This window comes from Diaphorobacter caeni (assembly GCF_015354245.1).
Lineage (GTDB): Bacteria > Pseudomonadota > Gammaproteobacteria > Burkholderiales > Burkholderiaceae_C > Diaphorobacter_A > Diaphorobacter_A caeni.
On the sequence record NZ_JADKYZ010000002.1, the window covers coordinates 312,335 to 325,463 of the forward strand.

Annotated in this window: 11 protein-coding genes; 5 read left to right on the forward strand and 6 right to left on the reverse strand. The window is 63.6% G+C overall.

Annotated features, from left to right (window positions below):
* Nucleotides 1-7: 7 nt before the first annotated feature.
* The 3 genes from ISG32_RS05350 to ISG32_RS05360 form a co-directional block, all read right to left on the reverse strand.
* Nucleotides 8-799 (reverse strand): amino acid ABC transporter ATP-binding protein, encoded by a 792-nt coding sequence (locus ISG32_RS05350; protein ID WP_323745894.1) that lies wholly within the window; start codon nt 797-799, stop codon nt 8-10.
* Complete coding sequence (locus tag ISG32_RS05355; RefSeq protein WP_194769996.1) at nt 780-1,433, reverse strand: amino acid ABC transporter permease; 654 nt, start codon at nt 1,431-1,433, stop codon at nt 780-782. Before ISG32_RS05355 ends, ISG32_RS05350 begins: the two co-directional genes overlap by 20 nt.
* A gap of 137 nt (nt 1,434-1,570) precedes the next feature.
* Entirely contained in the window at nt 1,571-2,371 is an 801-nt protein-coding gene (locus ISG32_RS05360; RefSeq protein ID WP_194769997.1) for an amino acid ABC transporter substrate-binding protein, read from the reverse strand.
* A 366-nt stretch (nt 2,372-2,737) separates the two neighbouring features.
* Here ISG32_RS05360 and ISG32_RS05365 point away from each other — a divergent pair, with 366 nt between their 5' ends.
* Together ISG32_RS05365 and ISG32_RS05370 are read left to right on the forward strand one after the other, a co-directional pair.
* On the forward strand, nt 2,738-3,217 hold the full coding sequence (locus tag ISG32_RS05365; protein ID WP_194769998.1) for a copper chaperone PCu(A)C: 480 nt from the start codon (nt 2,738-2,740) through the stop codon (nt 3,215-3,217).
* 173 nt (nt 3,218-3,390) lie between these two features.
* Nucleotides 3,391-4,623, forward strand: a complete 1,233-nt coding sequence (locus ISG32_RS05370; protein ID WP_194769999.1) for a multidrug effflux MFS transporter — start codon at nt 3,391-3,393, stop codon at nt 4,621-4,623.
* Between the two features lie 662 nt (nt 4,624-5,285).
* On the opposite strand, the gene ISG32_RS05375 is transcribed toward ISG32_RS05370, so the two are convergent.
* Complete coding sequence (locus ISG32_RS05375) at nt 5,286-7,346, reverse strand: DEAD/DEAH box helicase (protein ID WP_194770000.1); 2,061 nt, start codon at nt 7,344-7,346, stop codon at nt 5,286-5,288.
* A gap of 331 nt (nt 7,347-7,677) precedes the next feature.
* Complete coding sequence (gene orn, locus ISG32_RS05380) at nt 7,678-8,256, reverse strand: oligoribonuclease (RefSeq protein ID WP_194770001.1); 579 nt, start codon at nt 8,254-8,256, stop codon at nt 7,678-7,680.
* A 66-nt stretch (nt 8,257-8,322) separates the two neighbouring features.
* Between orn and ISG32_RS05385 the strand changes: the two genes are divergently transcribed.
* Genes ISG32_RS05385 through rsgA form a run of 3 tightly spaced genes read left to right on the forward strand, consistent with a single transcriptional unit; the run spans nt 8,323 to nt 10,933 of the window.
* Complete coding sequence (locus ISG32_RS05385; protein ID WP_323745895.1) at nt 8,323-9,627, forward strand: M48 family metallopeptidase; 1,305 nt, start codon at nt 8,323-8,325, stop codon at nt 9,625-9,627.
* Complete coding sequence (locus ISG32_RS05390) at nt 9,624-9,965, forward strand: 4a-hydroxytetrahydrobiopterin dehydratase (RefSeq protein ID WP_194770002.1); 342 nt, start codon at nt 9,624-9,626, stop codon at nt 9,963-9,965. The genes ISG32_RS05385 and ISG32_RS05390 overlap by 4 nt, the downstream gene beginning before the upstream one ends.
* The gene (gene rsgA, locus ISG32_RS05395; RefSeq protein WP_194770003.1) at nt 9,962-10,933 is read left to right on the forward strand and encodes a ribosome small subunit-dependent GTPase A; all 972 of its coding nucleotides are present in this window, start codon (nt 9,962-9,964) and stop codon (nt 10,931-10,933) included. Before ISG32_RS05390 ends, rsgA begins: the two co-directional genes overlap by 4 nt.
* 50 nt (nt 10,934-10,983) lie before the next feature.
* Here the strand turns inward: rsgA and ISG32_RS05400 are convergent, their stop codons facing one another.
* On the reverse strand, nt 10,984-13,065 hold the full coding sequence (locus ISG32_RS05400) for a sensor histidine kinase (protein ID WP_228529611.1): 2,082 nt from the start codon (nt 13,063-13,065) through the stop codon (nt 10,984-10,986).
* Nucleotides 13,066-13,129 lie beyond the last annotated feature (64 nt).

Consider the following 13,129-nt stretch of genomic DNA (forward strand, 5'->3'; position numbering starts at 1 on the left):
TGCGGCATCAGAGCATGTGATTGAGAAAGGCCTTGGCGCGTTCGTGGCGCGGATCGGCGAAGAACTCCTGCGCCGGGCGCGCCTCGATGAGTTCGCCCTGATCCATGAACACCACGGTGTTGGCCACCTCGCGCGCAAAGCCCATTTCGTGTGTGACCACCAGCATGGTCATGCGCTCGTCGGCCAGCTCGCGCATGGTCTTGAGCACCTCGCCGGTCAGCTCGGGGTCGAGCGCCGAAGTCGGCTCGTCGAACAGCATGATGTCCGGCTCCATCGCAAGCGCACGGGCGATCGCCACGCGCTGCTTCTGACCGCCCGACAGGCGCGACGGATAGTTGTCGCGCTTGGCCGAGAGGCCCACCTTGGCGAGCAGCTTTTCCGCGCGCGTGATCGCCTCGTCGCGCGAGAGTTTCTGCACGATCATCGGCGCTTCGATGATGTTCTCGAGCACCGTCAGATGCGGGAACAGATTGAAGTGCTGGAACACCATGCCCATCTTGCTGCAGATGCGGCGCACCTCGGCCTCGGGCGCGTAGGTGCATTTGCCCGCCGCATCGGTGGACGCCAGCGTCGCGCCTTCGACCGCCACGCTGCCGCTGTCGATGGTCTCGAGGTGATTCAGGCAGCGCAAGAACGTGCTCTTGCCCGAGCCCGAGGGGCCGATCACCGCCACCACCTCGCCGCGCGAGATGGTCAACGACACGCCGCGCAGCACCTGCGTGGCGCCGAATGCCTTCTTGATGTCGCGCGCATCGATCATCGTCGGCTGCAGGTTCGCGTCACTCATCGAATTTGGCATAGCGTTTTTCCAGGCGCTGGAAAGCCCAGGTGAGCACCAGCGTCATGATCAGATAGAAGGCGGCGGCCACGATGAACGGCGTGGTCGTGAAGTCGCGCTGCACGAAGCCGCGCGCGGCGCGCAGCAGGTCATTGAGCGCGAGCACGTAGATCAGCGAGGTGTCCTTGACCAGCGTGATCGTCTCGTTGCTCATGGGCGGCAGGATGCTGCGCACCATCTGCGGCAGCACGATGCGGCGCATGGTCTGCGGATAGCTCATGCCCAGCACCTTGGCGGCCTCGTACTGGCCGCGATCGACAGAAAGAATGCCGGCGCGGAAGATTTCCGCGAAATAGGCTGCGTAGTTCAGCGCGAAGGCGACGACGGCAGCGGGAAAGTCAGGCAGGCGCACGCCGATCACCGGAACAAACGGCAGCGCGAAATAGATGAACAACATCTGCAGCATGAGCGGCGTTCCGCGCATGAGCCAGATGTAGCCGTTGACCATGGTCGACAACGGCTTGAAATGCGACACGCGGGCCAGTGCCAGCACCAGTCCCAATGGAACTGCGAGCAGCAGCGTGATCGCGAACAATTTCAGAGTGACGGTGGCACCCTGTGCAAGCGGCCCGAGAAGGGAGAGAACGTAGTCCATACCAGAAGCTTCAGAGCCTTGTGCGCGACGGGCCTGCGCCCGCAGCACATGCAGTGCGCCAACCGCACCGCTTTACGCAAGAACACCGCAGCGCAGAACGCACTGCGGTGTCACGAAGAAAGCTCAGACGAAGCTGATTACTTGATGATGTCCTTGCCGAACCACTTGGTGGCGATCTGCGCGGAAGTGCCGTCGGCCTTCATGTCGCCCATGGCCTTGTTCAGCTTTTCCAGCAGCTCGGTGTCGTCCTTGCGCACGCCCACGCCGTAGTCTTCGGTGCCGAAGTTTTCTTCGAGCACGCGGTACTCTTCAGGCTTCTTGGCCACGTAGTAGCGGCCCACCACTTCGTCCACCACCACGGCTTCGAGGCGGCCAGCCGACAGGTCCATCAGCGCGGTCACGTTGTCGCCAAAGGTCTTGAATTCCTTGAACGACTTGAACACCGCGTCTTCCTTCTTCACCGCGTCCACGGCGGAAGAGCCTTCCTGCGCACCCACCACCTTGCCGGACATGTCGGCCTTGTTGTTGATCGCGGACTTGGCGGCCACGACGATGATCTGGTGGTTCTCCATGTACGGCGAGGTGAAGCCGATCTTCTCCTTGCGTTCGTCCGTGATGGTCAGGCCATTCCACAGCGCATCCACGCGCTTGCCGGACAGCTCCGCCTCCTTGGCGCTCCAGTCAATCGGCTTGAACTCTGCCTCGACGCCCATGCGCTTGGCGGCTTCGCGGGCCATGTCGATGTCAAAACCCACCAGCTCGTTCTTCTCGTCACGGAAACCCATGGGCGGGAAGTTGTCGTCCAGACCCACGACGATCTTGGTGATCGCAGCCGGAGCCGGAGCGGGCGCAGCCGACGGCGCAGGAGTTTCGTTTTTGCTGCATCCAACCAGAGCGGCACCCAAAGCGAGGAGTGCAACAGCGGCAATCTTTTTCATGGTCTTGCTGAGAAGTTAAAAAGGAAAAGAACAAAAGGACCCGGCAGCCACAGCCAATGCCCGTGCCTGCACGCGATCCGTACGAAAAGGGAGAAAACCCTCTATTTTCGCCCAGCTTGGGCGTCAGGTGGCGGAGTCGCACAAATTACGCGGGCAATTTGCTGCGGCGCTCGTACGCATGCTCTCGGAGCCCTCAAGAAACCGTCGCAAGGCGCTTCCAAAACATGAGCAACGTTCCTGGCCTGCCCGCCCGAGTCACAGCGCACGCTCAACATCCTTGCGCATCGCGAGACAATCGACGCAAACCACGGGCCACCCCGGACAATGGAGCCTTCTCACTCACCGTCAACACCCGATCTCATCACCATGCGCCCCCTGCTTTCCACCCTCGCCTTCGCCACGCTCGCTCTCGCAAGCACCCTCAGCCATGCCGACGTCAAGGTCGACGACGCCTGGGTACGCGCCACCGTGCCGCAGCAGAAATCCACCGGCGCCTTCATGCGCATCTCCAGCACCGAGCCCATCACGCTCGTCGGCGTGCGCACCAGCGCCGCGCCCGTCGCCGAGGTGCATGAGATGAAGATGGAAGACAACGTGATGAAAATGCGCAAGGTCGAACCGGGCGTCGCCATCCAGCCCGGCAAGCCGTTGGAACTCAAGCCCGGCGGCTTTCACGTCATGCTCATGGACCTGCCCGCCGCAATGACCGCCGGAGCCCATGTGCCGCTCACGCTGGTGTTCAAGGACGCTGCGGGCAAGGAGTCGACCGTCGACGTGCACGCCATGGTCCGCGCATTGAATGCCAATGCACCCGCCGCCATGGACCACGGCAAGCACAAGCACTGAAGCAGTCCTCGCAGCCGCCCAGCAAAATCGGGCAGCTTGCTCGATAATCCGCCGTCAGCCTTCACTACATCCTGTTGACCGATGGAGTGGCTGGCGGCGGTTTCGTTTGTCGGGGCGTGCGCCCTCCTCCTCCCCACCATTCCGTCCGACAACAACAACTACAACAACAGCCCATGCCGTCTCAAGCCGAAAAACAATGGAACTCTCCGCGCTGGGCACTTGCCGTCCTGCTGGCGCTGCTCGGCATGCTCGGGCCGTTTTCCATCGACACCTATCTGCCCGCGTTCCCCGCCATCGCCGGTTCGCTCAATGCGACGCCGGTGGAACTGCAGCAGACGCTTTCGGCCTACCTCTTCGCCTTCGCGTTCATGACGCTGTTCCACGGCTCGCTCTCCGACAGCTTCGGGCGCAGGCCCGTGGTGCTCTGGGGCATCGTGGTCTACACCATCGCGTCGGCTGGCTGCGCGCTCTCGCAGACCATCGGCCAGCTCATCGCCTTCCGCGCCCTGCAAGGCCTGTCCGCCGGAGCCGGCATCGTCGTCTCGCGCGCCGTCATCCGAGACCTGTTCCCGCCCGCCGAAGCGCAGCGCGTGATGAGCCAGGTCACCATCTTCTTCGGCGTCGCCCCCGCCATCGCACCCATCGTCGGCGGATTCTTCTCGGTCTACCTCGGCTGGCACAGCGTGTTCTGGTTCCTCACCGGCGTCGGCATTTTCCTGTGGATCGCCAACTACCGCCTGCTCCCCGAGTCCCTGCCGAAAAAAGACCGCCAACCCTTCGACATCGTGAACCTCATGCGCGGCTACTGGGAACTGGGCACCAGCCCCCGCTTCCTGCTGCTGTCGCTGGCCAGCGGCGTGCCCTTCAACGGCATGTTCCTCTACGTGCTCTCCGCCCCCGCCTTCCTCGGCGACCTGCTGCACCTCGGCCCCACGGAATACTTCTGGTTCTTCATGCTGACCATCTCCGGCATCATGGGCGGAGCCTGGATGAGCGGCCGCCTCGCAGGCCGCATCCCACCCAAGCGCCAGATCCGCCACGGCTTCGTGATCATGTTCGCCGTCGCCATCGTGAACCTGGTGCTCAACCTGCTCCTGCCACCCCACGCCTCCTGGGCCATGTTCCCGCTGGCGATCTTCTCGTTCGGCTGGGCATTGATGGTGCCGGTGGTCACGTTGCTCGTGCTTGACCTCTACCCTCAGCGCCGGGGCATGGCTTCTTCGATGCAGGCTTTTGTGGGGTCCACCGCCAACGGTCTGGTTGCCGGTGTGCTGGCTCCTCTGGTCATGCACTCCGCCATTGGGCTGGCGGCTACCTCTCTTGTGCTCATGTGCGTGGGGTTGGTCGCTTGGGTCTACTTTCACCATCGTTGGCCTGAGGTGGGGCGGACTTCGCACGTGCAGTGACCTTGCATGGGCCCTCTCGTCTGTGCCCATGCTCGATGGGGCTGGTATTCGTTTTAGCTTTTGTTGTGTTGTTGGGGGCGGAGGCCGGGAGTTCCGCCCGGCGGCGGAGTCACCTTTTGCTTGCGCGCAAAAGGTAACCCAAAACGCGCTTTTCAATACCCGCGGCAGAACTCGCTTCGCGCTGCGCGCTCCGCTCGGGCAACCGCCGCGAGCTAGATGTTCACTCGGAGGTGTGTTCGGCACGTCACTTCGCTCGTGCCGCTCATCTCGCGACTTCGCGAGATGTGGGTGTGCCAGTGCTGCGCGATTTTTGATTTGCTCGCTGGATCAACGTCACTCAAAAGAACAGTGGGCGTCTGCCCCCACCCAACTCCGCAAACACCCCGGCACGAGCGAAGCAACGTGCCGCAACCACCTCTTCCAAACTGATTTCCGGCGGTTGTCCGAGCGGCGCGCGCAGCGCAAAGCGAGTTCCGCCGGAGGACTTCCAAGCGCGCTTTTGGTGACTTTTCGCGCGCAAGCGAAAAGTTACTCGCCCGCCGGGGCGAGACCCGGCCTCCGCCCTCAACCCCGCAGCAAAAAACAAAAAAGCCCAGAGCAGTCAACCCACTCCAGGCTTCAAGCAACCCACCGCCAAAGCGGCAGATCAACAGATCAGCAGATCAACGCGGCGTACGTGCCCGAGGCGCGTAAGGCTTGGCGCCCGCGCCAGCCTTCACGTGCGAAGGCTTGCGATCTCCGCCGAAGGAAGGCTTGCGGCCACCGAAGCCCTCGCCATCGCGACGACCACCGCCGAAGCCACCTTCACGGCGGTCGCCACCACCAAAGCCGCCTTCGCGACGCTCACCGCCGCCGAACGAACGTTGCTGGTCGCCACGCGGCGCACCAAAGCCACCGCGCGAACCGTTGTTGTCACGGCCACCGAAGCCACCTTCGCGGCGCTCGCCGCCGAAGCCGCCTTCACGACGTTCGCCACCGAACGAGCGTTGCTCGCGGTCACCGCCGAAGGAACGCTGGTCGCGATCACCGAACGAACGCTCGCCACCACGGTTGCCACCGAAGGAGCGCTCACCGCCACCGAACGAGCGCTGCTCGCCGCGGTCGCCACCAAAGGAGCGACGTTCACCACGGTCATCACCGCCGAAGCTGCCGAAGCCTTGCTTGCGGCCGAAACCGCCCGCATCGCGGCCACCGCCGAAACCACCGCCCGAACGGCCACCGCCGCCATGGCGCTTGTTGCCGCCGCCACCGTTGCGACCGCCACGACCGAAGTCGGACTGGGGTGCACGCTGGGTAGGCTCGAGTCCCGAAATCACTTCAGGGTTGAAGCGCTGCTTTGTGTAGGCTTCGATGTCGAAGATGCGGCGACGGTCGCGGAACTCGGCGAGCGTCACGGCCAGGCCCTGACGACCCGCGCGGCCGGTACGACCGATGCGGTGCGTGTAGTCTTCCGCCTTCATGGGCAGGCCAAAATTGAACACGTGCGTGATCGTGGGCACGTCGATGCCGCGCGCAGCCACGTCGGTGGCCACCAGAATTTGCACCTGGCCGTTGCGCAGCGCCATCAGGCGGCGATTGCGCAGGCCCTGGCTCAGCGCGCCGTGCAGAGCCACAGCCGAGAAGCCGTCCTGCTGCAGGTCGTTGGCCAGACCATCGCATTCAATTTGCGTGCTGGCGAAAACCACGGCCTGGTTGATCGTGGTGTCGCGCAGCCAGTGATCCAGCAGCTTGCGCTTGTGCTGTGCGTTGTCGGCCCAGAACAGCATCTGCTTGATGTTGGCGTGTTGCTCCTGTGGCGAATCGATCTGGATCTTCTTCACCGAAGAGCCGTTGTCGTGCATCACACGCATGGCCAGTTGCTGGATGCGCGGCGCGAACGTGGCGCTGAACATCATGGTCTGACGACGCTGGCTGGTGAGCTGATTCAGCTCGGCGAGGTCGTCCGAGAAGCCCAGATCGAGCATGCGGTCGGCTTCGTCGACGACCAGGAACTGCACCTTGTCGAGCTTGATCTGCATCGAGCGCTGCAGGTCGAGCAGACGACCGGGCGTCGCCACCACCAGATCCGCGTTCTGCAGCTTGGCGATCTGCAGTTGGTAGGGCATGCCGCCAACGACGTTGGCAACGCGCAGGCCCTTGCAGTGACGCACCAGATCAATGGCGTCATGCGCCACTTGCTGGGCCAGCTCGCGGGTCGGGCACAGGATCAGGGCGCCTGGAACGGCTGCCTTGAAGTTGCGCGGGTTGGTCGGGTCCTTGCGGCGAGCGCGCTTGGGAGCGGGCTCGCCCTTGGCTGCGGCTTCGGCGCACAGCGCTTCGTATTCGGCGCGTTCACGTGCGAAATGCTCGTCCTGTTGCTTGAGCAGCGTGTGCAGCACGGGCAGCAGGAAGGCGGCGGTCTTGCCGCTGCCGGTCTGGCTGGAGACCATCAGGTCGATGAAGCGGTCGCTTTCGCCGTCAGCTTCCATCGCCAGAGGAATGGCGCGTTGCTGCACTTGGGTAGGCTGTGTGTAGCCCAGATCCTTGACGGCCTGGACAAGCTCGCGGGCCAGTCCCAGTTCGACGAAGCCGTTGGGCGCTTCTTCCACTTCGGCTGCGGCCTCGGCAGCAGCTTCGGCTTCGATCGATGTCTCTACGAGATCGTTGGTTGTAGTGAGGTTTTCTTCGGCAAAGGAAGAGTCAGCAGGCGCGAAATCGCCCTGCGAATGCAAAGAGTCAGTCATGTGTATATGCAACCGCGGGCGCAACCTGCGGAGGCTTCAATCAAACGGTTAAAAAAACATCAACCATTCAACGAAGCCAGCGCCAGCGTGAATCGCTGGGCGGGTGGGTGTTTTTCAGTGGCAAGCTCGTTGAAAGTCCCAGTGGACCAACATTCCGAACGCCGCGAACCCGATGTGAAAGGGAGATGTGCAAAGTGCAGGAAAAGAGCCGTGGCACCACTCGAATCGTTCGGGCCACCAAGCGCATGTTTCTTGCAAGACCGCAATTATGGCACGATCCGGGTTTTCCCGCAATCTCCTGCTCACCCACCGCCCCTGCGTTGGCAAATCGTCACAGCGACAGAAAAGTGCTCCGGTAGTGAGCGAGTTCGTCGATGGATTCGATCACGTCGGCCAGCGCCGTGTGCTTCTGCGCCTTCTTGAACGAGTTGTAGGCCGAAGGCTTCCAGCGCTTGGCGAGCTCCTTCAGGGTGCTCACGTCGAGATTGCGGTAGTGAAAGTACGCCTCGAGCTTGGGCATGTACTTGACCAGAAAGCGGCGATCCTGACCGATGGTGTTGCCGCACATCGGCGTCGCGCTCTTGGGCACGTAGCGCTTGATGAACTCGAGCAGTTGCGCCTCGGCTTCGGCCTCCGTCACGGTGGACGCCTTGACCTTGTCGATCAGGCCGCTGCGGCCATGCGTGCCTTTGTTCCAGGCATCCATGCCGTTGAGCAGCTCATCCGACTGGTGCAACACCAGCACCGGACCTTCAATGCGCGGCTCCAGATTCGGGCCGGTGATGACGATGGCGATTTCCAGAAGGCGGTCGGTTTCGGGGTTCAGGCCCGTCATTTCGCAGTCCAGCCAGACGAGGTTCTGGTCGGATTTGGCGAGGTCGGGAATGGTCGGTGTAGCGGTGTCAGACATGGCGGAGATTGTCGCCGATCACCTACACTTGCGCTCTTCGCCCCTGAAATTTCCGCTCTGCAAAACGTGTCTCCTTCCCTGCTCTGGACCTCGCTGTTCGCCGTCTTTTTGCTCGCCGGTCTGGCCCTCAGACTGTGGCTTGCCACGCGCCAGATGCGCCATGTCGCGCAGCACCGCAATCAGGTGCCTGCGGATTTCGCGGATCGCATTCCCCTCCCGGCCCACCAGCGCGCGGCGGACTACACCATCGCCAAGGGGCGGCTCGGATTCATCGAGATGACGCTCGGCGCGGCCGTGGTGCTGGGCTGGACGCTGCTCGGCGGACTGGAAGCGCTCAATCAGGGGCTCATCGATCTGATGGGCGGCGGCATGTGGCAGCAGCTTGCCCTGCTCGCCTGTTTCGCGCTGATCAGCGGCGCCATCGATCTGCCGCTGTCGTACTGGCAGACTTTCGTGGTCGAGCAGCGCTTCGGCTTCAACCAGATGACGCCGGGCCTCTGGTTGGCGGACATCGCCAAGTCAACGCTCGTCGGCGCGCTCATCGGCCTGCCGCTGGCCGCACTGATTCTCTGGCTCATGGGCGCCACCGGGCCGCTTTGGTGGCTGTGGGCATGGTGCGTGTGGATGGGCTTCAACCTGCTGCTGATGGTGGTCTATCCGCTGTTCATCGCGCCGCTGTTCAACAAGTTCCAGCCGCTCGCCGACGAGTCGCTCGCCACGCGCGTGACCGCGCTCATGCAGCGCTGCGGTTTTGCGGCCAAGGGCCTGTTCGTGATGGACGGCAGCCGTCGCAGCGCGCACGCCAACGCATATTTCACCGGCTTCGGCGCGGGCAAGCGCGTCGTGTTCTACGACACGCTGCTCAAGCAGCTCACGCCCGAAGAGGTCGAGGCCGTGCTCGCGCATGAGCTCGGTCACTTCAAGCACAAGCACATCACGCGCCGCATCATCGGCATGTTCGCGATGAGCCTCTTCGGCTTCGCGTTGCTCGGCTGGCTGTCCACCAAGGGCTGGTTCTACACCGGCCTCGGCGTGATGCCGAACTTCAGCATGCCCGGCGTCGCCGGCTCCGCACCCAACGACGCGCTGGCGCTGCTGCTGTTCATGCTGGCCGTGCCGATCTTCAGCGTGTTTCTCTCACCTGTTTTCGCGCAGATGTCGCGCCGCCACGAGTTCGAAGCCGACGCCTTCGCCGTCGCGCAGACGCAAGGCCAGGATCTCGCATCGGCCCTGCTCAAGCTGCACGAAGACAACGCATCCACTCTCACGCCCGATCCGGTCTACGTGAAGTTCTACTATTCACATCCGCCCGCCGTCGAACGGCTGGCGCGCATTCCCCATACTCCCCACACCGCTGGAGCCGCGGCATGACATCTGCATTGAAAATCAAGGACTGGTCGCAGGAAAAGCGCCGCGCGCTCAGCGCCGTCGAGCTAGTCACCCAACTCGTCGACCTGCAGGGCTGGAGCCTCAATGGCGACGGCGCGGACGTCGCCATCGAGAAGACCTTTCGCTTCAACAACTACTTCGAGACCATCGCCTTCGTGAACGCGGTGGCGCTCATCGCGCACCAGCAGGACCATCACCCGGATCTTTCGGTGCACTACAACCGCTGCACAGTGCGCTTCAACACCCACGACGTGGGCGGTGTCTCGACCACCGATCTTGATTGCGCGGCCCGCGTGGACGCCCTGCTCGCAGCACCATGAGCGCCCGTCCCGAACTGCAGAAGGGCCTCGTCGTCGGAAGCCATGGCCGCCACTGCGTGGTGGAGACGCCCGATGGCGAACGCCGCATCTGCCACCCGCGCGGCAAGAAGAGCCAGTCCGTCGTCGGCGACCATGTGCTGTGGCTTCCCGCCGCGCCTGGCCAGGGCGATGAGGGCACGATCGAGAAGGTCGAGAAGCGCCGCAATCTGTTCTACCGACAGGACGAGATCCGCACCAAGTCGTTCGCGGCCAATCTCGACCAGATCCTGATCCTGCTGGCCGCCGAGCCTGTGTTCTCCGAAAGCCAGCTGGTGCGCGCGCTGATCGCCGCCGAGGCCGAGCACATCACGCCGATCATCGCGCTCAACAAGAGCGATCTGGTCGAACCCTTCGCGCGCGCCTGGGAGCGGCTGTGGCCCTACCGGCACATGGGCGGCGCGGGCGACACCAGCCACCACTACCGCGTGCTGCCGATGTCGCTGACCGAATCAGGCACTGTTGATCATCATGCGCTGCTGCCCGTTCTCGAAGGCAAGACCACGCTGGTGCTCGGCCCTTCGGGCGTCGGCAAGAGCACGCTGGTGAATCTGCTCGTGCCCGGAGCCTACGCGCAGACCGGCGAAATTTCGCAGGCGCTCAACTCCGGCAAGCACACGACGACGACGACGACGCTGTACTGGATCGATGAAGCGCGCAAGACCGCGCTGATCGACTCTCCGGGCTTTCAAGAATTCGGACTGCGTCACCTCGCCCCGACCGATCTCGCGCGCTGCATGCCCGACATCGCCGCGCATGCCGGTGACTGCAAGTTCTACAACTGCACCCACCTGCACGAGCCCGGCTGCGACGTGCGCGCCCGCGTGCTCGACGCTGCGGACGACCAGAAGCAGATCGACACGATCAGCGCCAACCGCTACCGCATCTACGGCGAGCTGTTCGATGAATTGAGCGCTCCGCCGAAGTACTGACGACGAAGCCTCCGCCAGCACAGCGCTCAGCGCGCGATCTCAACACGCTCTCAGGCCTTACCCGCGCGGTGCATGCCGCGCGCAAGGGTCAGCGTGAAACGCGTGCCGCCCATCGTGGAAGCGGACACCTTCACATCCCCGCCATGCTGGCGCGCGATGCGCCTGGCCACCCAGAGCCCCAATCCAAAGCCGCGCGCCTGATCCGCATGATTGCCGCGCTCGTAGCGCTCGAAGATGCGCTCCACCGATTGAAGCGACATGCCCGGCCCTTCGTCACTGACCGACAGCTCAAGCCGCCCGCGCTCGTCGATGCGCGCCTGGATCAGGATGCGCCCTGCCTGCGCATACTTGATCGCGTTGTCGGCCAGATTGGACAGCGCGATGGAGACCAGCATCTGGTCGCAATGCCAGTCGCTCAGTTCCTCCGCGATGTCAAAGCCCAACTGGTGGCGCTGTGACCACTGCACGAGCTGCGCGGCGTCGGCGACGAGATCCTCGATCGGCACGCTCATCAGCTGCGGCGCGAACGCCGTGGTGTCGAGCCGGTCATTGAGCAGGCTGTTGGCCACCAGCGTGTCGAGCCGCTTGCAGGCCCGGCGGATCTGCACGGCGCGCGCGACCTGCGTCTGCAGATCGTCACTCGGGAACGTCTGCTGCTCGGCGGCCGCGCTGTCCACCACCGCCAGCGGCGTGCGGAACTCATGGTTGATCATGTTGAAGAACTGCCGCTGCTCATTGCGCATTTCGCGCTCGTTGTGCAGGGCATGCTGCAACGCATTGCGGGTGTGCAGCAGCTCGTCGGTGCGAAGGCGCACGCGTTCTTCGAGCGTCTGCTCGGACTTTTCCAGCGACTCCACAAGCTGGCTCTGGCGCTCCATGGATTCCCCGAAGCGGTGAAACAGGCGCGCGCCCACCGCCACGGCCACCAGCAGATTGGTCAAAAGCGATTTCAACTGCCACAGGATGCTGGTCTCGATTTCCGGCGGGGACACGTAGCCCATGTAGACCCCCACCACATACATGCCGGTCATGCCGTACAGGGTGGTCGGCAGGATCATGAGCAGCGTCTCCATCGACGGCCCATCCTTGATCAGATTGCCCCAGGCCACATAAGCGAACAGCGTGCTGATCACCCAGGGCGCGATGATGCCGACCCAAGCCACATCCTGATAGAAGTCCAGCGGGATGCTCGGCAGACACAGCAGCGGCGCGATCCCTGCCAACAGCAGCAGCTTGTCGACCCGCTTCCAGCGCGAGTGGATCGTGAGCAGCTCTCGAAACTGCCACGCGATCGCGATGGGCAGCACCAGCGTGCCGATCTTCACGGCCGCGTCGCCCCAGTACGCGAGATCGGCCGGAAGCCACAGCTGCAGATAGCCTCGATCCGCCGCGCCATGGATCAGCGTTGTGGTGGCACCGACGGCCAGCGCCGCCAGGCTGCGCTTGCGCAGCACCAACGCGGCGCCGATGATGAGCAGCACAAGCACCAGGTTGATGCCCTGATGGACACCCGATGCCCACTCGACGGTCGAGAATTGCGTGAGCAGCAGGCTGGCCCGCCACACGCGCGCATCCAGACTTACCGGACTGGTGGTCTGCACGCGCAGGTAGAACGGCCGGTCCGGCAGCAGCGGAAACAGCAGTTGCCGCACCTGAATGCGCGACGCCATGGGCACCGTGTCACCGCTTCGGCGCTGCAGCCAATGCTGGCCGTCGAACTGGTAGAGCTGCACCTCGTCCAGATAGCTCGGCAGAATGCTGAGCCACAGCCCGTCATCCGTGCCGGTATGCGGATCGAGCGGAATCTTTGGCGCCGCCACCTTGAGCCAATGAACGCTGCTGCTGTAGCCCTTGTTGAGCGGCCCGCTCAATGTCGTGAAGGACGTGTTCGGCAACGCCGCGACATCATCGATGTCGAAGCGGCCCTCCTCGTCGATGAACAGTTGCGCCTGCGTTTGGCCGCCGATCTGCACACCCCTGTCAGGCTGCGACAGCAAGGCGGGACTCAGGATCACCAACGCGATCGTGGTGATCGACAGCAGCAGCCATGCGGGCAGCATCGCACGGCGCAGCCAGTCTGTGGCGGGGACGAGGGAGCGCCTCACCGATGCCGAAGTGGATGAAGCTGTCATTGCAGGCATTCCAAAGAAGAGATGGACAGGGCTGGAGCCGCCGAAGGTGACACGGCGCGCATCA